This is a genomic window from uncultured Leifsonia sp. (genome assembly GCF_945957465.1).
Classification (GTDB): domain Bacteria; phylum Actinomycetota; class Actinomycetes; order Actinomycetales; family Microbacteriaceae; genus Leifsonia.
Genome location: NZ_CAMFLC010000017.1, coordinates 51,058 through 69,389 on the forward strand (window position 1 = coordinate 51,058; position 18,332 = coordinate 69,389).

19 protein-coding genes are annotated in these 18,332 nt (G+C 67.9%); 14 read left to right on the forward strand and 5 right to left on the reverse strand.

What is annotated here, in order from left to right; translation table 11 throughout:
- The first annotated feature begins 167 nt into the window (after positions 1 to 167).
- From Q0Q23_RS09820 to Q0Q23_RS09830, 3 genes are read left to right on the forward strand one after another with little or no spacing between them, the layout of a single operon-like run.
- Positions 168 to 965 (forward strand): DUF2637 domain-containing protein, encoded by a 798-nt coding sequence (locus tag Q0Q23_RS09820; protein ID WP_295122556.1) that lies wholly within the window; start codon positions 168 to 170, stop codon positions 963 to 965.
- Complete coding sequence (locus Q0Q23_RS09825; protein ID WP_295122558.1) at positions 962 to 1,726, forward strand: RNA polymerase sigma factor; 765 nt, start codon at positions 962 to 964, stop codon at positions 1,724 to 1,726. Before Q0Q23_RS09820 ends, Q0Q23_RS09825 begins: the two co-directional genes overlap by 4 nt.
- A complete protein-coding gene (locus tag Q0Q23_RS09830) occupies positions 1,726 to 2,931 on the forward strand; it encodes a hypothetical protein (RefSeq protein WP_295122560.1) in 1,206 nt (401 codons plus the stop codon). The genes Q0Q23_RS09825 and Q0Q23_RS09830 overlap by 1 nt, the downstream gene beginning before the upstream one ends.
- Here the strand turns inward: Q0Q23_RS09830 and Q0Q23_RS09835 are convergent.
- Complete coding sequence (locus tag Q0Q23_RS09835; RefSeq protein WP_295122562.1) at positions 2,921 to 3,250, reverse strand: hypothetical protein; 330 nt, start codon at positions 3,248 to 3,250, stop codon at positions 2,921 to 2,923. The genes Q0Q23_RS09830 and Q0Q23_RS09835 overlap by 11 nt on opposite strands.
- A 108-nt stretch (positions 3,251 to 3,358) precedes the next feature.
- On the opposite strand from Q0Q23_RS09835, the gene Q0Q23_RS09840 reads away from it, so the two are divergent.
- The 9 genes from Q0Q23_RS09840 to Q0Q23_RS09880 all read left to right on the forward strand — a co-directional run bounded on the left by Q0Q23_RS09840 (position 3,359) and on the right by Q0Q23_RS09880 (position 11,933).
- Complete coding sequence (locus tag Q0Q23_RS09840) at positions 3,359 to 3,967, forward strand: hypothetical protein (RefSeq protein WP_295122564.1); 609 nt, start codon at positions 3,359 to 3,361, stop codon at positions 3,965 to 3,967.
- A 14-nt stretch (positions 3,968 to 3,981) separates the two neighbouring features.
- Positions 3,982 to 4,308 (forward strand): hypothetical protein, encoded by a 327-nt coding sequence (locus Q0Q23_RS09845; protein ID WP_295122566.1) that lies wholly within the window; start codon positions 3,982 to 3,984, stop codon positions 4,306 to 4,308.
- Between the two features lie 106 nt (positions 4,309 to 4,414).
- Positions 4,415 to 5,320 carry a hypothetical protein gene (locus Q0Q23_RS09850; RefSeq protein WP_295122568.1) on the forward strand — a complete coding sequence of 302 codons (906 nt, stop codon included), beginning with the start codon at positions 4,415 to 4,417 and terminating at the stop codon, positions 5,318 to 5,320.
- The gene (locus Q0Q23_RS09855; protein ID WP_295122570.1) at positions 5,317 to 6,849 is read left to right on the forward strand and encodes an SCO6880 family protein; all 1,533 of its coding nucleotides are present in this window, start codon (positions 5,317 to 5,319) and stop codon (positions 6,847 to 6,849) included. The genes Q0Q23_RS09850 and Q0Q23_RS09855 overlap by 4 nt, the downstream gene beginning before the upstream one ends.
- 4 nt (positions 6,850 to 6,853) lie before the next feature.
- Positions 6,854 to 8,311: a hypothetical protein gene (locus tag Q0Q23_RS09860; protein ID WP_295122572.1), complete on the forward strand. Its 1,458-nt coding sequence runs from the start codon at positions 6,854 to 6,856 to the stop codon at positions 8,309 to 8,311.
- Positions 8,308 to 10,083, forward strand: coding sequence for a type IV secretory system conjugative DNA transfer family protein (locus tag Q0Q23_RS09865; RefSeq protein ID WP_295122575.1), 1,776 nt, complete (start codon positions 8,308 to 8,310; stop codon positions 10,081 to 10,083). The genes Q0Q23_RS09860 and Q0Q23_RS09865 overlap by 4 nt, the downstream gene beginning before the upstream one ends.
- The gene (locus Q0Q23_RS09870; RefSeq protein WP_295122577.1) at positions 10,076 to 10,471 is read left to right on the forward strand and encodes a hypothetical protein; all 396 of its coding nucleotides are present in this window, start codon (positions 10,076 to 10,078) and stop codon (positions 10,469 to 10,471) included. Before Q0Q23_RS09865 ends, Q0Q23_RS09870 begins: the two co-directional genes overlap by 8 nt.
- The gene (locus Q0Q23_RS09875; RefSeq protein WP_295122579.1) at positions 10,468 to 10,971 is read left to right on the forward strand and encodes a hypothetical protein; all 504 of its coding nucleotides are present in this window, start codon (positions 10,468 to 10,470) and stop codon (positions 10,969 to 10,971) included. The genes Q0Q23_RS09870 and Q0Q23_RS09875 overlap by 4 nt, the downstream gene beginning before the upstream one ends.
- Positions 10,968 to 11,933, forward strand: coding sequence for a hypothetical protein (locus tag Q0Q23_RS09880; protein ID WP_295122581.1), 966 nt, complete (start codon positions 10,968 to 10,970; stop codon positions 11,931 to 11,933). The genes Q0Q23_RS09875 and Q0Q23_RS09880 overlap by 4 nt, the downstream gene beginning before the upstream one ends.
- Before the next feature lie 78 nt (positions 11,934 to 12,011).
- Here Q0Q23_RS09880 and Q0Q23_RS09885 read toward each other — a convergent pair whose 3' ends face one another.
- Positions 12,012 to 15,233, reverse strand: a complete 3,222-nt coding sequence (locus Q0Q23_RS09885; RefSeq protein WP_295122583.1) for an AAA family ATPase — start codon at positions 15,231 to 15,233, stop codon at positions 12,012 to 12,014.
- A gap of 346 nt (positions 15,234 to 15,579) precedes the next feature.
- Between Q0Q23_RS09885 and Q0Q23_RS09890 the strand changes: the two genes are divergently transcribed.
- Positions 15,580 to 16,074: a hypothetical protein gene (locus tag Q0Q23_RS09890; protein WP_295122585.1), complete on the forward strand. Its 495-nt coding sequence runs from the start codon at positions 15,580 to 15,582 to the stop codon at positions 16,072 to 16,074.
- Positions 16,074 to 16,538 (forward strand): hypothetical protein, encoded by a 465-nt coding sequence (locus Q0Q23_RS09895; RefSeq protein ID WP_295122586.1) that lies wholly within the window; start codon positions 16,074 to 16,076, stop codon positions 16,536 to 16,538. The genes Q0Q23_RS09890 and Q0Q23_RS09895 overlap by 1 nt, the downstream gene beginning before the upstream one ends.
- A 251-nt stretch (positions 16,539 to 16,789) precedes the next feature.
- Here Q0Q23_RS09895 and Q0Q23_RS09900 read toward each other — a convergent pair whose 3' ends face one another.
- From Q0Q23_RS09900 to Q0Q23_RS09910, 3 genes are all read right to left on the reverse strand, one after another.
- Positions 16,790 to 17,539, reverse strand: a complete 750-nt coding sequence (locus tag Q0Q23_RS09900; protein WP_295122588.1) for a hypothetical protein — start codon at positions 17,537 to 17,539, stop codon at positions 16,790 to 16,792.
- 45 nt (positions 17,540 to 17,584) lie between these two features.
- Positions 17,585 to 17,689, reverse strand: coding sequence for a ribonucleotide-diphosphate reductase subunit beta (locus Q0Q23_RS09905; RefSeq protein ID WP_295122590.1), 105 nt, complete (start codon positions 17,687 to 17,689; stop codon positions 17,585 to 17,587).
- A gap of 338 nt (positions 17,690 to 18,027) precedes the next feature.
- Positions 18,028 to 18,231 carry a hypothetical protein gene (locus tag Q0Q23_RS09910; protein WP_295122592.1) on the reverse strand — a complete coding sequence of 68 codons (204 nt, stop codon included), beginning with the start codon at positions 18,229 to 18,231 and terminating at the stop codon, positions 18,028 to 18,030.
- Positions 18,232 to 18,332: the final 101 nt, after the last annotated feature.

The following is an 18,332-nucleotide window of genomic DNA, read 5'->3' on the forward strand; positions in this document are numbered from 1 at the left end:
CCACCGCCTCACCTCTAGATGCGCCCGCCCGCGCAGTCACCACATTTCGTGACGTGTGCGAGTGCGCGCCCAAGGCCATCTAGAGGTGAAGGCAGCCGTCCGGCCTCGCCTTGGCAGTAACCGACGGGAGTTGACCAATGCAGCAGACGCAACGGAAGGCGTCAGACGTGCACCGACGGACCACCGGAACGTTCTTCTGGCGTGCGACTAGCACGGGAGTTACCGCCATCGCGGTCGGCGGCTTCGTGCTGTCTTTCTCTACGCTGCGCGACCTCGCGATCCGCAGCGGCATCCCTCCGGAGCTCGCCTTCATCTGGCCGCTGATCGTCGACGGATTCATCCTGGTCGCCACGGCCGCCGCGTGGGCGCTGCGAAACCAGGCGCGCGGCACGTGGTATCCGTGGGCGGCACTTGTCCTGTTCTCGGGGATAAGTGTTGCGGGAAACGCGCTGCACGCGAGCATGGTCCGCACGGTCGATGTGAACTACTGGGTCGCGACCGTCGTCTCGGCGATTCCCTCGGTCGCGCAGATCCTGGCCTCGCATCTCTTGGTTGTGATGGCACGTGCGCGCGAGACGCAGCGACAGGTCAGCCAGGAGACGGCGTCTGAGAGCGCGCCCGTAACGATGCCGGCGACGCCTGAAGCGGATGCGCGCCCTGCGCTTGACTCCCCGCCGCGCCGACCTCTCGAGGCTGTGACCACGGCGGAGCAGCCGGCCGCCGCGAGGGTGCCGCGGACGCCGACCGTGGCGGCCGTCTTGAAGCAGAGCGAGCCGTCCGTCGATGACGAGCTGGCCCAGCTGGCCGCTCGCGTGCGCGAGGCGCGTTCGGGCGGTGAAGAGGTCAGCGGCGCGCTGGTGGCTCGTCTCGCTGGCGTCTCGGAGCGCACGGGACGTCGCCGACTGACCGAGTTGCGCAGCTCGTTCCCCGACCTGTTCACCGAGCCGGAGGAGGTGTCGGCGTGAGCCTGCTCAGCCTCTCCACCCACACCCTCGATACAGACCGCATCGAGACCGCCGTGCGAGCGACCCGGCCGTTCGTGATCCGGCGATTGCTGGAAGCGGGATGCGGCGGCGAGGTCGACGGCGCCCTGCAAGAGGTACGCGAAGTGCTGTGGCGGCGCGCGGGCGACTTCGACCCGGCACGCGGAACACTCGATGCGTACACATTCGGTATCGCACGCAACGTCATCCAGGCGACCGTGCGGACCACGTCCCGACAACGCGCTCAAGTCGAGCTGCCCGGGGGAGAGGAGACGTGGACCTCGCAGACGGATGATCCGCTGGAGTCCATGGTGGACTCGTTCGCCCAGCGGCGTCTGCTGGAGTACATCGCCGACGCGGTCAGCGCCCGCGATTGGGAGATCGCCACTGCTTTCGCCCTTGACGAGGGTGCATCACCGGCTGCGGTCGCCGCGGAATTCGGCGTGTCCGATCGCCAGCTGCGCGCGTCGCGGGCATGGGTGCGTCAGGTGGCCTCCACGGCGCGCGCTGCGCTCGAGGCGGCAGATGCGGGGAAGCGTCCGGATCGGGCGCTGATTCTCGGCTGCCTGCCCGACAGCGACGGTCTGAGGACGGTCGCTGTGTTCGTGCCCGCGCTGCAGCACGCCGTCTCGGTGATCGCTGCGCAAACCGGACTGAGCGAAGGCCGCGTCCGTTCGCGGTTGCCGAAAGCCCGGGCGCTGCTGCAGCTCGCGGAGCGCATCCTCCACGCGGAGGGGTGCTGATGGCGGCCGCGGCGATCGGCAAGGCGGCGTTAGCCGTCGCAAAATCGAAGCGGCTACGCCGAGCGATCGGCGTCATTCTCATTGCGCTGCTGGTAGGGCTGATCATGTTCGCCGCTCTGCCGGCGTTCATGGTCGCTCTGGTCGCACCGTCCGCCTCTGCGGTGACGAGCGCCTTCTGTAACGCTGCGGGGGGCGCTGCCCCAGGAACACCGCAGCCTGTCGCACTCACGCCGGAGCAAGCGACGCTCGTGGCCCAGATCCGCCAGGCAGCCATGGCCGCATCCGAGGACCCCAAGGCGCAGCTCGCGGCTCTGACCGCCGCGTTCGCCGCGACCGGCCTCGTTCCGCCAACGGCGCCCGCGACGACCGAGGACAGCCCTGTCGGCGTGTACGGCCTCACGGCTCGATCCGGATGGGGGACGGGCGACTCGATCAGCGACGCTGCGAAGGCCACCACCCTGATCCTGAAGGGCCTCCCCAGCAAACCCGGGATCCTTGGTCTAGCAGCATGGTCAACGCTGCCGTCCGGACGCTGGCTGTCCGCCGTTGGAATCAACAAGAATCCCGACCAGGTCGCCGCCGCCGAGACGACCGCCCGAACCGTTCTGCTCCAAGTGGACCCCTCCCTGAAGGAGGAGGACCTCCACAGCGGGAGCGCGTGCGGCTTCGTTCCGATCACGGGGGATGTGAAGGCTCTCGCGACCGCGCTGATGCCGGCGATCGCCTCGGGCAAGCTCTACGGCTACTCGGGCGTCGACCAGATCAAGGCGATCGCGGACGGGACGGCGACCGCCAAGTGCGGCATCGACGTCCGGATCCTCCAGATTGTCACCATCGCGGTCAACAACTTCGACAAGGTCGGAGTCAGCGACATCAACCGGTACTGCACCGGCTCCCTCGAGGGGGCAGGCAAGGAATCGGCGCACTACAAGGACGGCGGCGGCCACGCGGTCGATTTCATGACGCTCAACGGGAAGGCGATCAACGGCGCGGATGGGTACTCGCTGCAGCTGATTCGCATCCTCGACCCGATCGTCCCCAAGGGCTCACGCATCGGTCAAAAGGATGTGCGAGCCGCGCACGGAGTGAGCATCGCCACACAGAACTTCACGCAGTTCGACGACACCCCAGACCACCTCCACGTCGACGTGCTCTCCGCCAAGGGCGGACTCCAGCTGCCGGGGTCGCCGGCGCCTACCGGGTGACGCGAGGGGCGGCCGCGGCCGCGTGCACCGACTGCCAGTACTGCGCGGCGGCGACGTCGCGACGGTACTGGCGCTTGGGCTTGTTGACCTCCCACAGGCCGAACCCGACGAGGTGCAGAACGAACGTGGTCGCTGCGACAACCGCGGCCGGGACCACGGTCGGGTCGGTCACCGCGGCGAGGATCAGCGCGGTCATCACGACCGCATGCACGAGCAGCCAGCCGAGCCAGTGGGTGAGCGCCCAGATCACCGTGAGCAGCACGGCGATAGGCCACAGCGGAGGCAGCAGCCAGAGCAAGGGCTTCACGGGATAGCGCATGTCAGAAGTGTCCCATCTGCCACCGACGAGCGCGCAAGTCTGCGCGCCGCTTCCCGCATCGCAGGACAAGTACCAGTGAGGGCGGCCACCGCCCAGGAAGGAGCACCGATGAGACGCATTCTCGCCGCAGCGGTTGCTGCAGGGTTGGCCGTGGGGCTGACCGCATGCGCGTCACCGAGCGACGCGCAGAAGCCTGCCGCTAGCCACAGCACCATCCCGAAGCCGACACCGACCAGCACGGGGTCCACGCAACCCGCCGACCTTGCCTCCACCAGCGACCTCGGCATCGCCATCTATGACGCAGGCACCTACCTGACGGGCAAGGACTCCGGATACGCGACCGACGGCTCCAGCACGGATGCGTTCCCGATGCACAGCCGAGTGCAGATGGTCCGAGTCTCGCTAGATGGCTCCTCGCCCGCCGGCGACGTCGACGTCACCGGTCTCACGGTGAAGGACTCCCGGTGGGAGGGCGACCCGAACCTGGCCGTCCTCGACACAAACGAAGGGCCGGCGCACGCGCGATCGCTGGGCCTTCCGTGGTTGGCGGAGGGCGCCTTCGACTCCTCCAGCAAATGGAAGCTGACCAACCACAAGCTCGTCAACTTCCTGCTCGCGTTCTACGTCCCGACCTCGGCGACCGTCCTCCACCTGGTGGTCAACGTCCCCTCCCAGCAAGTTCCCCTCACTCTCAACCTCACGCTCGCAAGCGACTGATCGAAAGGAAAACCATGTCCATCATTCACCAGCTCCACGCCCGAATTGTCGAGGCGTTCCCGACCGACGTCAACGTCCCGCAGCCCGCTCCGGACTTCAGCGGACCCGGGACCGCAGCCCTCCGCAAGCTGTCCGGGCAGCTGCTCGGTGGTGCGGTCACGGCGTCCGTGCTCTTCGGAATCGCAGCCGCCATCCTGCTGATGGTCGGCTTCTTCGGCGCAAGCCGCAAGTTCCTCGTCATGGGCTTCTCCAGCCTTGCCTGCACCGTCCTCGGCGTAATCGTCGCGCTGAACTCGGCGAACATCGTCAACTGGGGCTCCGGCTTCGGTCTGTTCGGCTGATCGAGGGATCGAGGACACCATGCTGCGACTCGAAGGGTTCCCTGAGCCCAACTTCGGCTGTTTCCCTACTGACATCCCCTGCATCTCGCAGGAGACTGTCGCCCGCATGCTGACCTCGACGCTCAACGGGCTCGGCAACTTCATGACGGACATGCTGGTCAACGCGTTCAAGGGATCGCGCCTCGGCGAGAACAGCTGGACCATCGCGGATCAGCAGTTCTGGTTCTGGATCGCCGTGATGGGACTGGTCCTCACCTGTGTGGCCGTGTTCCAGCTGCTGCCCGCCATGGTCCTCGGCGACCTCAAGCGCATGGCACAGATCGCCGCGGGCCTCGCCTTCGCAGTCCCTGCCAGCGTCCTGCTGGTGTGGTTTATGAAGCAGGTGTCCGCCGTCGGCAATTCGGTCACCGATGCGATCACGAACGCGCTGCAGGGAGAGGGGCTCTCCGCCGCAATCATGCGGATGTTCGGGTTCCGGGTGGTCAGCGACAAGGGCTCGATCAACATGGACGGAGCCCTGATGAAGCTGACCGGCGGCCTCAATGGGGCACAGGTCATCGGCCCGCTGCTGATCTGTCTGCTTCTGCTGCTCGTGATGAGCATCGCCGCCGTGTTCCTCTACATCTCCATGGCCCTGCGCGCCTTCGGTCTCCTCGCGCTGGCGGCCATGGCGCCCGTGGGGACCATGATGATCGGGCAGCCCAAGCTCGCCGTCTGGGCCGTCCGCTGGGTCAACTTGGCGGTGGGGCTGATTCTTGCCGAACCGCTGGCCGCAGGAGTGCTGCTGCTGGCAGCTCGACTCTTGGGCAATGGGACCGACATGGGCCCGGTGATCGTCGCGATCGGCGCTGTGTTCGCGGCCGCGTTTGCGCCGGCCTGGGCCGTCAAGCTCGTCTCCTTCGCAGGGAACGAGGTCGGTACGGCGATTCAGAACCGGCCTTCGACGACCAACGTCATCTACAAGGTCCGCACGATCACCGGTGGGGGCTGGCTTCCGAAGGGCGTCAAATGAGCACGGTCGAACTCGAAGAGGGCGCCCCGCGCGTCCGCATGGGGCGCCGCGAACGGAACGGCGTCCTACTCGGACTGACCGCGGTTCAGATCCTAATCGCCTCGGTGACCCTCGGCAGCGGAATGCTCTGGATGCTGATCGACACGACGTCGTTCTGGGGCTACGGATTCTGGCCCGTGGTCCTCATCGTCGTCTTTGCGGTGGGCAGCTACCACCGGCAATCCTTCGCACTCATCACCTTCCAGGTCGCCGCGTACTACGTGCGTGTAGCCGGCGGGCAGCACAAGTTCATCCGGGACATCTGGAGAAAGGACGATCACGTCACCATGAAGAAAGGACGCGTGCCCGCAGGGCGCACCGCTCCCACTCGGGAAGGGCACTTCGATCTGCCGGGGGCCAACGCCGGCGTCGTGACCTACCAGACCGATAACGCCGGAGCCTTCACGATCGACGAAAAGGCTCGGACCGCGGCGATCACGGTCGACCTCGTCAGCAGCGCCTGGGCGATGGAAGACCGCTCGCAGCAGAAGGCTTCCTACGACGGGTTCGTGTCGTGGCTGAGCAGCCTGGAGACCATCATCGGCTTGGTCGAGATGACTATCCGGGTCCGGGTCGACGCTCAGCCGGCGACCGAGATGGCCGAGTACGTCGTGACGCGCGAGGCCGCGATGGGAGACTCGCACCCCATCAGCGACGAGTTGCGGAAGAACTACTGGAACGTCATCAAGGACGGCGCGCGCCGGTCGATGGGGTTCTCCAACCAGGTCACGCTCACCTTCAACCTGCAGGCCCTGCGCTCCACCGTCCGCGCGAACGGTGGCGGCCTATGGGGACTCGGCGTGTACTTCGACCAGCTCCTGCCCTCGATCGAGGAGAGTGCCAAGCGATCCGGCCTGCAGATGCAGGGCTGGCTGCCGGCGCAGCAACTGGAGGCCGCGACCGCGCGCGCCTTCGACCCCATCTCATTCACGGGTCGGATGCGGGCAACGTCCCCCGACCAGCGGATCGGCGTGCTGCACCCGCCGGTGATGGGCATCCACGAACACCGCGATCGCATCGAGATCGACGGAAGCGTCCACCAGGTGCTGTGGATAGCCGAGTGGCCCAGAACGGAGCGCAACACGGGCTTCATGGAGCGGCTGCTCTACGCCACCGACACCACCCGCACATTGACGCTTCAGATCCGACCTGTCGAGACGGAGAAGGCGCTGCAGCGGATCGCACGCCACAAGACCGGACTGGAGATGGCAAACATCCTGCGCGAGCGTCGCGGGATGCCGCGTAGCGCCGAGAAGGACCGCGAGATGCAGGAGGTCGAGGAGCGCGAGGAGCGCCTCGCCGACGGCTTCGCCGACGTCGAGTTCCGTGGCTTCGTCACCATCTCGGCGACCTCACGCGAGGAGCTGAACCGCGCCCGCACCTCCCTGGAGCAGACCGGGCGCAGCAGCGGACTCCGCCTCACCCCCATGTTCTTTCAGCAGGCGGCCGCATTCAGCACCGCGGTTCTGCCCGTCAACGGAAAGGCCTGAACACATGGTCAGCACGCACACCGCCGGATTCGTGCCCTCCGGGTCGCGTCGCGAGGCGGAGAAGGAGCGCAAGCGGCTCGCTCGCGAATTGCGCAAGAGCACGGCCACACCCTTGGAACTGGTCACCGACTGGCCGGCCAGCAAGATGCCCGCAAGCGGTCACCGCCGCCCGAACAACCTCCGCGGTCCCCGACTGGCCAACCCGCCCGCACACCGCGGCAGCTCGGACCAGGTAGGCGGCGCGTACCTGACCCTCGCCGCGACCGGTGAGCCATTCACCGGACCGTACATCGGAGACGACCTGCTCTCGCTCGGCCCGTTCTCCTTCGACAGCTGGGACGCCTACGCGGCCGGCAAAATCCGTTCTCAGTCCACCTGCATCATCGGCGTCAAGGGCACAGGAAAGTCGATGCTCGGCAAGTCGTGGGCTTCCCGATCGATTCGGTTGGGCCGGAAGGTGGCTGTTCCCCACGACCCCAACGGCGAGTGGGGCCGTGTTGCCGACTACGTCGGGGGAGTCACACTGCGCCTCGGACCCGGCCACGCGGCTCGGATCAACTTGCTCGATCCGGGCCTGCGGCCGCAGGGCATCAGCGACGACGACTGGAACTTCGACGTCCTGCAGTACCGTCGCCGAGTCCTCCGCGCCGCGATCGCCCTCCTGCGCGGCACCACCATTCTGGCCGACGAGGAGCACACGGCCCTCGACCTCGCGGTGGAGTACGCGCAGCGCCGCAACTCCGAGCTGATCCTTCCCATGCTGTACGACGAGGTCACGAACCCCGACCCCGCGTACGCCGCGAAGGTCGGGGATGCGGGAGTGCGCCTCGGTCACACGCTCCGCCGCCTGGTCGAAGGGGACGTCAGCGGGCAACTGGACCGCCCCACCACAGTCCGCTTCGACGCGCAGACACCGATGGTCGTCGTCGACGACTCGGCCGTCTCCTCGGCCTCCGACACGACCCGCGCTCTCATTCGGATGGCAACGACGAACTGGATCGACCGCGGAACCCCGGTCGGACGAGACCAAACGCGAATCGTGATTCACGAAGAGGCCGCTGCCGCGCTTCTCGGCGAGGTCGCATCCGGCAGCTCACTCACCGAGCGGGTCGCCGACGAGAAGGTCGCCCGACACCACGGCAAGTCCAACTGGTACCTCATCCACCGCATCGCGGACTTCGACTCGCTCGGCGACGCCGGCTCAGCCATGCATTCCCGCGCGCTCGGGCTGTTAGCCGACTGCGAAATCCGCGTGAGCTACGCACAGCACGTCGGAGAGCTCGAGCGCAGCGCCAAGGTGCTCGGCTGGAACCAGACGCAAACAGAGATGGTCGGCGGCCTCCGCATCGGCGAAGGCTTCTGGCAGATCGGACAGAACGCCGAAGCGAAGGTCCGCAACGTCATCCACCCGAACGAGATGCCCCACTTCACCACCGACGCGAAAGCAGGTCAGCGCGGATGAAACAGTTCGCCCCCACACTTGTATTCATCCTGCTGGGGCTCTGCGCGGCCGCCGCGATCCTCACCGGTGTCGCCAACATCGCGTTCCTCGTCCAGTGCGGTGCAACACCCACCGGCGAGCACCCCTTCAGCGGCTTCGGGTTCCTCCTGAGCGCCAACACCAACGCGTTCGGCCTCGCACCGGCTGGCTGCGTCCCTGACGCCAGCGGCATCTACATGACGTACCTGATCGCCGCCGTGATGATTGGTCTCCTGGTCTTCGGCCTGTCGATGGGGTGGCTACGCGTTCGCGACTCCGACTGGTACTTCCGACTGCAGCTGCTCTTCCGCGACGGCTTCGCCCGCGCCGGCGAAATCCGGAAGAACGTCTCTGCCCGATCGCTGCTGCGCCGGGCGCGGCAGCTGCGCCCCGCCCTGAAGAAGCCGACTCCCGACCAACTCGGCGTCCGCCTCGGACGCGCACGCGGGATGGACGTGATGGTCAGCGTCGAAGACTCGATGGTCCTGTCGGCCGCCCCGCGCGGCGGCAAGGGATTCCGCTTCGTGATCTCCTCGATCCTGGACTGGGACGGCCCACTCATCACGACCTCAACCCGCAACGACAACCTCTCCGCAACGTATGAAGCGCGCAAGCGAATGGGCGAGGTCACCGTCGTCGACCCGCAGGGGCTGTCGGGCATCAAGTCCCGGAAGCGCCCCGCGCTCCACACCGGCTGCGAGGATCCACTGATCGCCGAGATGCGTGGCCGGGCGATGATCGCCGGAAGCGCACTCGGCCAGTCGGCCACGAACCAGGAATGGGCCGGCATCTCCGCAGGCCTTCTCGCCGCGCTGCTGCAGGCGGCCGCGCTCTCCGGAGAAGGCACCGCTGCTCTGCGCCGTTGGACGCAGAACCCGGCACTGTGCGACCCGGCGATCGCCATCTTGAAGGACCAGGGCGCACCGGGCTGGTCGCAGATGCTCGAGAGCACGGTCAAAGGTGACCCCGAGCTGCTGGCGAACTCCTGGATCGGCGTTCGGGAGGCTGGCAAGCCGCTACTGATCCCCGGGATCTACGACGCGCTCAGCCCCGAAGGAGATGCGGTGCTGGACCCGCGCGAGTTTCTCGAGGGACACAACACGCTCTACCTGATCGGCACCGGCTCTGGCGCCGGAGCGACCGGTGGATACCTCGCCGCGATCCTGGACGACATCGTGGAACAGGCGCGCCGGAAGGCTCTGGCGTCGCAGGGCGGCCGCCTCGACCCGCCGCTCGGCCTCATCCTCGACGAGCTCGCCAACATGTTTGTCTGGCCCGCGCTGCCCACCGTCCTCAGCGACGGTGGCGGCATCGGCATCTTCACGCAGGTCGTGTTCCAGTCAATGTCTCAGGCCGCAACGGTGTGGTCGGAGTCGGAGGCGCAAACCATCTGGAACTCCGCCATCGTGAAGGTGCTGCTCGGCGGCTCGACCGACGTCCGGCACATGCAGGACATCTCGAACATGCTCGGGGAGCGCAAAGTGCTGCACAGGGGTCGCTCCTGGTCGGAAGAGTCGACCACGCACTCCGAGCAGCGGGCCACGGCCCCGGTCCTCAGCGTTGACGAGCTGCGCCGCCTCCCAACAGGGATGGCGGTCCTCGCCTACAAGAACATCCGTCCCGTTCTGCTGGACGCCAAGGGGTGGACCAAGCGTTCGGACGCTTCGCAGATCCACGCCGACCGCCGCTCGACGGAGCTGGAGCAGCTGAGCGAGTTCCAGCGTCAGTACGCGCGACGGACGACCGATGTCTAACCGGCGACGCCCCGCGCGCGGCAACCGGTACCGCAGCGGCTACCTGACCTCAATCGAGTGGTTCCGTCGCCGCGCGCGGTGGTTTCGGGAGGAAGCAGAGACCTACGGTGTCGTGCGCTGCGCGGTCTGCCTCGGCCGCGGCACGTCCAGCACACTTGAGCTGCACCACCTCGACTACCAAGGGGTCGCAGAAGTGCCCGGCGGCGGGTGGCGTGCCGGAGAGGAGCACGCCGACCTCCTGGCCGTCCATCCGGACCATCACCGGATGCTGCACCAGCTGCTGGACAGCGACAAGGTGCTCGGAAAGATGCGCAACCGCAGGGACGCCAGCATGCAGGCCATCGCCAAGCTCCGTCGCCGAATCATCCGGGCGGTGATGGCCGCATGAGCGCGGACGAGTTCGGAGCGCTTCCTGTCGCCTCCGAGATCCCGCTGCGCACGCCCGCCGCGTCGCCAGCGGCGCCCGCCGATGAGGACCTCCCCTCGACGGTGCTCGTCGTCAACTGGCGCACTCTCACCAACCGGGAGGCGGCAGAGGCATGGGAGAAGCTGGCCGACTGGGTCGGCTGGCTCTACCGCCGCTACCCGCTGCCCGACGACGTGATTCGCAACTGCTGGTACCGCCACGGAGGGGTCGTCGAGGAGCTTTCCGCACTGCACGCGTGCTGGCAAGCCTCGTTCGACGAGTCCGACAGCGGCTACGGCCCGATCGGTTTTCACGAGCGCTTAGACCTCGCGCGAAATCGACTCCGTACACTGCAGGGCAGCTGCGGTGAAGATCACGTCGAGGACCGCATCCGCGACCTGCCGCTCCCGTCCGACTGGTCCGACTGGATTCGAAAGAGCCATGCCCACCCGAAGCCCGATGAAAGGAACCAGCCGAGATGACCGATGAACCCTTCGACCGTCCTACCGTGGATGCGGATGTCTTCCTGCGGTACGTGGAGCGGTTCACGCTCGCGGCTATCGACCGCTACACCGACGTCCCGACCGAGCGCGAAGCGCTGCGTCAGAACCTCTCGACCGGCGTCGAGCCGATCGGGGACGCTGAATGGGAGGCCTTGGGCGACGTCGCGGACGAGCTGATCGGAGAGGCGGCGCAGGACCTCGAGCTCTCAGATCGTCCGCGCAGCATGTGGACGACGTCCATTGCCCAAGCAGTCGTCGAAGCGCGGCTGACGCAGGAGGAACGAGAGACGGCAATGCAGGTCCGGATCGCCGAGCTCGCCGCCGAGACCGGGATGCCCACCATCAGCACGGCCGAGTGGCAAGGGTATGTCGATCGTGCGCGCGACGTCGACAGCGCGGAGGCTCGCGCGATCCCCGACGTCCAGTGGGACGCGGTGGTGGATACTCCCGGCGCGGAGTTCGGCTTCGTCAGCTTGGGGAATCCTCGCGGCGTGGACGAAAGCGCCTTGGCGCGGTCGATTGCGCTCGCCCATGACACGCGCCCTGGTGGGGCTATCACGTTCGAGAACGAGAACCGCCGCTGGGATTCGGTCTGGCTGGCACGACGAGACTACGTCGAGACGGAGCGGCATTCTCGGCTGCAGCAGTTGCGTGAGGCCGGCGTCTCGGTGATTCCCGGCTCTCCCCAAGCCCGCTACCTGACGCGCGACCTCCAGGATCCCGAGCCGGTGGTATCGCGGCGTGAGGTGGCCGAACGTCAGGCTCGATATGGAACCCCCACTCCATCGGCAGATCCTGCCCGGCAGGACAACGCCGCTCGTTCAGAGCGCGTAGCTGCGGCGCTGCGGACCCCGGAAGCTGACGCGTCGCGGATGTCACCGGCAGTTCAGCAGCAACAGCAGCAGCGCACGTCCCTCTTTCGCCGGATGAGTCGTCGCTGACCCTCACGCATGATGCCCCGGAGCCAATCGGCTCCGGGGCATCATGCGTTCTAAGGGGTCAGCGACAGGGCTTGCGATCTACCGAGCGCGCGGGCCAGCGCGGCGCGCGGCCGGACGGGCGACTGGTCCAGTCGCTGCAGGGTTCGCCGGGCCGACCGGACGTGTCGGCGCAGCCGATCCGGCTTGGGCGCGCTCCTGGTTCTCGGCAGCGAGCTCGTCGACGCTGAGCCGGTCGCGGAGCGCCTTCTCCTGCTGCATGAGTTCGAGGGAGCGTTCGGCGGTCCGTCGTGCGGCCGCGAGGTCATGCAGTTCCTCGTGTGCCTTCTTCACGCGGTCGCGGAGGACGTGCAGCTTCTCGGCGACTTCCGCGTCGACGGTCTTGCCGTGGGTGGCAGCATCCTGAGCGCTGAGCTTCTGGATGCGCTGTTCGGCAACGGTGATCGAGTCCTGCAGCCAGCCGGTGCGGGCACGGTTGTCCTGCAGGGAGGCGTCGAGAGCGACTGCCTTCTGCTCGAGGTCGACCAGGTGGCCGACGGGGCGCTCGGTGCTGTTCCATGCGGGGATGGGCTTGGCGATCGGCGCGGCGGGCCGGGCTGCCCGGTGCAGTTCGGTGCGGGCGGCGATGCGGGAGTCGTCGATGGTGAGTTCGGCGCGGCCGCGGCGCATCGTCTCGACGAGTTCGTCGATGACCTTGTCCTCATTCGCGGCGGTGGAAACGTAGGTGTTCTCGTACTTGCCGCGGGTGACGCCGACGTAGAGGCCGGCGGCGTCGACGCCGGGGCCGGTGATCGAGGCCCAGTTGGTTTCGCCCTGCTCACCGTGGACGGTAGAGGCGTAGGCGAGGTGTGCGTGGTCGGCGAAGTAGTCGGCCTGGACGGTGCGGGTGACACCGTTGGTGGCGAGCGAGGCGAGGCGGACACTGCCGTCGACGTTGATCGCGTCCACGGTCCAGAGATCGCGGTTGTTGACGCCGGTCTCGGCGTCGTTGCGGCGGGTCTGCACGGTCTCGCCGACGTAGACGGCCTGGCCGTTCCGGGCGAAGGTGACGCGGCCGCGGTCGAGTTCGCCTCGCTGCAGGCGGCCAGCCTGGATGGCTTCGTTGATCGCCTGGGCTTCGTCGTTGGTGGACACGACCATGGAGACGGTCTTGCCCGACTGGGTGAGTTCGCGGTGACGCTCAACCATGTAGCTGAGCACGGCCTGCTGGTCGGTCACGGTCACGACGTGGCCGCGGCGGATCAGTTCTGCGGCCACAGCGCGGGCTTCCTCGTCGTTGGCCGGTTCGCGGAGCTTCTTGGTCAGCTCGGCGTAAGCGTCGTCGCGGACCGGGTTGCCGTTCTCGTCCAGGACGGGGTTGCCGTTCTCGTCGAGCAGGCGGAACCGTTGGACGGTCTCCAGCTCCACGCGGGCGGTGGCGAAGGTGCGGGCGATCGACATGGCGCCGGAGTGGCCGACGGGGGAGACCTGCAGGTGGTCACCGATGAGCGCGATCTGCGCTCCGGTGGACTGTGCGAGGAGCGCGAGCGCACGGGCTTCGTGCAGCCCGAGCATTCCTGCTTCGTCGACGACGATCCGGTCACCGGGCGCGATCGGGTAGCGGCTGGGACCGGTGTAGGGGCGGTCGCTGAGGGCGGACTGCTGACCAGGGGTGACGTGCTGCCAGACGGTGTTCCCGGCAACGTCTTCACCCCAGAACCAACCATGATCACGGAGGAGGGCGTGCACGGAGGAGGAGACGGTGTCGGTCTCGCGGCCGGCGACGTTCGCGGCCTTCTTCGTCGGGGCGACGATGAGGCAGCCGCGGCCCTGGTCGTCGAGCAACTTCTTGGCGACCTTCAGCATGGTGGTCTTGCCGGTGCCGGCGGGGCCGGTGATGGTGACGACCTGGTCGGTCCCGGCGACCGCGGCCGCGGCATCGGCCTGCGCAGTGTCGAGGCGGACGCCAGGCTCGAGCACCTCGTCCTGGGCGGCATCGACCAGGTCGCGCTCGACCACCTCACCGGGGGCGGACAGGGTGGCGTACTGGCGGGCAACGTCGGCCTTCAGGGCGAGGGTGGCCTGCGACATGTACCCCTTGATGTGCGGGGGGATGACACCATCCGCGGCCAGCAGGTTCACGGACAGGCCGCCGACGGCGCGGGCGGTCACGTCCTCGATCAGCTCCTGCAGCGCGTCCCGGTCGGCGATGACACCGGACGCGGCCACGGCGCGGGTGACGCCGGCGCGGACATCGAACAGGCTGTAGCGGCCGCCGGTACCGGTCGCGCGGGCGTCCGCGTCGGCGACGCCGGTCGCGGCCAAGATGTTCCGGTCAAGGTCAGCGATTGTCCGGCCGGTCAGGCGTGCTTCGTCGCGGGTGGCCGTGACGGTCGGGTCGATAGTGGTCAGCTCGTCCATGACCGTGGCCGCCCAGTTCGCTTCGTCCAGGTGGCCGGGCTTGTTCGGCCGGCCATGGGCGTACGCCCACTGGTCGATCGCCTGCAGGTCCTTGGCCGTGGGCTCCTGGCCGGGGTGGGCGGCGTGCCATTCGGCCAGCTTGACCGCCCGGTTGGCCTCGATCTGGTTTGACCGGCGAGACAGCGGACGCACCAGGTGGGCCAGCTGCTCGATTTCGCCGTCCGCGTTCAGGGTGTAGCCCTTGGCCGCGAGGGCGGCCAGCCACTGCGAGTCGGTGCGGGCGGCGAGGTCACCTTCGGCGTTGATGACCGTCTGGAACTTCATGGCCACACGGGAGTCGACGTTGCTCCAGCGGCCGTCCTGTCCGAGGACCTTGATGTTCAGCCACAGGTGGCGGTGCTTGTGCGGGTCCAGCGCGCGGGAGCGTTCGTGGTTCAGCTCGACGACCTCGATGCGGGAGAGGTCTTCACGGATCGCGCCGGCGTGGCCGCGGCGGGCGTTGAGCTCGCGCTGCCAGGCCAGGATGGTGCGGTCGCGGAGCCGGTCCATGAGGTCTTCGTAGGCCAGGTGGATGTCCGCGTCGATCATCGCGGCGAGGGAGAACGACTTGGACGAGTTGATCGTCGCGTCCAGGAGAAGGTCGGCGTTGGCCCCGCCGACTTCCTTGCCGCGCAGCACCCCGTTCTCGGGGTCGCGGCCGGAGATCCACGCTTCGAGTTTGTCGCGGTCCAGGACGTCGCGGCGGATGATTCCGTCCTCGACGATGTGCCGCAGAACGGCGTCGTCGGCGTACCCGGCGGCGACGATCGCGCCGGACTGGGAGGCGTCGCAGGTGCCCGCGAGGGCGTAGTCGAGGGCCTGCTTGACCCCCAGGGAAGCGACTCCGCGCTTCCATCTCGCCATTCCGCCGCGCACGCGAACAGCGTAGCGCATCACCTTGGTGCCTGCGTGCATCAATGTGTTTCCGTCGATTCCGTCACCCTCTCCGGTGCCTTCGTCATCCCTCCCATCTCTTGGTCTCGTCTCCCTCCTGATCACTTCGTTCTTCTGCTCTGGTTCGTCGCTCTCGTTCGTGCTCCGTCGCGGACGGTTCTTCGTCGGGGGAGCGCGAGGGGGTCGCCCCTCGCCGGGCCGCAGCGGCGGCTCGCAGCGCGCACGGGTCGGGGTCGAGTGCGCGGGCGCGCCCATCTAGAGGTGAGAGAGCTCGCACGCGAATCGCGATGCGGGGGACCGGACGATTGGAGGAGCGGTGGCGATCGCCAGCGAATACGACGTGACGCACAAGTGCGGCCACAAGCAGACGCATGACCTGAGCAGCCTGCCGGCGGGCGACCGCCAAGGGCGGGCGAGCTGGTTGGCCACGACGGACTGCACAAGCTGTTTCATCACCAAGAAGAAGCGAGCGAGCACCCGGCAGCGGAACAAGGAACGCGGCGACGAGGTGCAGGTCGCGCTCGAGCGTGCCGAGCGCGACGGCCTGCCGCCGCTGGCCGGCACGGCCAAGCAGACGGACTGGGCCGTGCGGATCCGGCATGACCTTCTCCGGGACGCCTACGACCAGCTCGTTGCCGGCGGCGGGATGACGGAAGCCGATTACACGACGGCCATCCTGGAGCCGGCCAGACTCGTTGGCCGCGCCGGGTGGTGGATCGACAACCGGCACACCGAGGTCGGCGACCTGGTCGAGATCCTCGCGGACAGCGGCCAGGCAGCCGAAGCGGTCACGAACGAGAACCCGTTTTGATGGCCACGGCCAGCGCAGAGGCATCGAACGTGACCGGCTTCCTGGACAACATCGGTGGCGGGAAGGCCGCGATCGCGGAGCGGCTGATCGCGGCCAATGCTCGTGCGCGAGCGACGGGCGACGGCGCTTCACCGGACTCCAACGTGGCGGCGTACGCGGCCGCGGTCACGACGACCGATGAAGCGCTGCTCGTGGACCTGCTGACGCAGATCGGTGTCCGCGGTTCCTGGAGTCGCGCCGACCTGGTCGTCGGCGCGCTCGAGACGACGTCGCTCGTGGTGACCCCGACCGTTGGGGGCGCATTCCGGCTTGCTGGCTATCCGTCCCGTGTGAGCGAGCTCGCTTTCGACCGGGGGCTTCTGACCACCGGCGACCAGGGGGTCTGGTTGACGGCCGCCGGCCACGCCGCGGTGAACGGAGTGCGAGAGGTGCTGGGATGGCCGCCACTTCTCGCACTTCGGTAGCAACGTCACCACGAAGAAGGGCCCGGGTTGCGACCCGGGCCCTTCTTCGTGGTGAAGTCATCGCCGTTGGATGGCGAGCCTTCGGAGCTTGAGGCGCGCGACGAGTTGCGGTGCGGTCGCTGCGCTCGGGCGGACGGTGCCGCAGAAGGCGCAGGCTTTCGCGAAGGTGACGACGTCGACCAGGTCGACGATGCACGGGAAAGTGGCCGCGTATCCGCAACTGGGGCAGGTGTCCTGCGGACCGCCGGCATTCATGCTGCCGCCAGGGTACGGATCAGTTTGGACGCGGCCGCGCGCGAGAGGGCTCGCAGCGCGGCGAGGTCGATCGCACCGTTGGCTGCGCGGTAGGGGCCGGGCTGCTGAGCAACCAGTCGCGAGAGGTAGCGGAGCTGGTTGGGGGTCGCCGCCTCCTCGGCTCGGTCCGCGCGAGTGTCCATCTCACGGGGCTGAGGTCCGCGCGGCGCCGCGACGTGGGAGGTGCCCGGGATCCGGACCGGGACGTCGCCCCAGGCCTGCACGGTGGACTGCTGTCGCTTGGCGAGCTCCGCCTCGAGCTTCTTCCGGTGCTGGGCGGCATCCCATGCGTGCTGCTCGGCGGCCGCCATGCGCTGCCGCTCCTGTCGCGCCGGCACGGACCGAAGCGCCTCCAGCTCGGCGCGGGCGGTGGTGATCTTCTGCTCGAGCTGCGTCCGCTCTTCCAGCGCGATGCGGACGCCGACGGTGTAGAGAGTCAGGCCGGCGTTGGTGAGACGGCCAAGCGCGAACGGCGCGCGAACCGTGGCAAGCTCGCCGCCGCCAAACTCCGCCGGTGCGGGGTGGATGGGAAGGCGCTCTTCTCCGTCGAGCAGCTCAACGCTCTCGTCGACGTTCGCCCGGTGCCACTGCCAATCTGCAGCGGCGCGGATCCGGTCGAGCTCGAGGTAGAGGTCCGCGAACGTCTCGCGGGTGTCGTCGATGCCGGCGCTGATGATCTCTGCCGGGGTGTAACGGTGGTAGTTCACGGATCCTCTCCTCTCACCTCTAGATGGGCTTGGTCGCGCAGTCGATCACTGGCAGCTGTCGCACTGCAGCAGATCCATCGGGTCCATTGGGACCTCGTAACCGTTGATGGTCTCGGTGGCGTTGGTGTCCATGTCGTCATTCCTCCTCATGTTCTTTTGCCGTGAAGGCACGTAGTGCCGTTCAGGGAGAGCGCCTGGAGCGCAAGAGGTCGTGGAATACCGGACTGAGCGCAGCGAGGGAGGATATGCCGCGAAAGCCTCTTGCGCGGAGGGCGCCGACCGTAGAATGCCGCAGGCTTCACGGCAAAGAACTGGGCCGAAGGCCAGAGCAGGCGAGCGGAGCGAGCGCCGTTGCCGTCGTCTTGTCGACGGCGCCGGGTGCGGAGCGCACGGCCCGAGGTTGGGTGCGCGAGGGAGGGCCGGCGGCCCTATCCCTCGCGGCCGGCCAGGGAGGCCGGCCCCGCCATGCAGTGGCCGGCCAGCCCTGGTTAGCTTGGCCGGATCGGGTTGTAGGTGTCCGGGTCGGCGTCGCCGGGGTGCTGCCGTCCGGTCGCGGCGACGATGTCGGCGATGCTTTCCAGGTAGTCGGCGGCGCTGTCCCATTCGGGGTTGGTGCCGAGCATCTCCGCGATCCGCGTGATGGCGAGCTCGTCGCTGATCGTGGGGCGGTCGGTGGTGGGGGTGGTGGCCATGTCGGTGTTCCTTCTCTTTGGGTTAGTCGGTGCGGCGGGTGGCTTCGTCGTATTCGTCTCCGAGCCCGACCAGTCGGATGCAGCGGACGCACACCGACTCC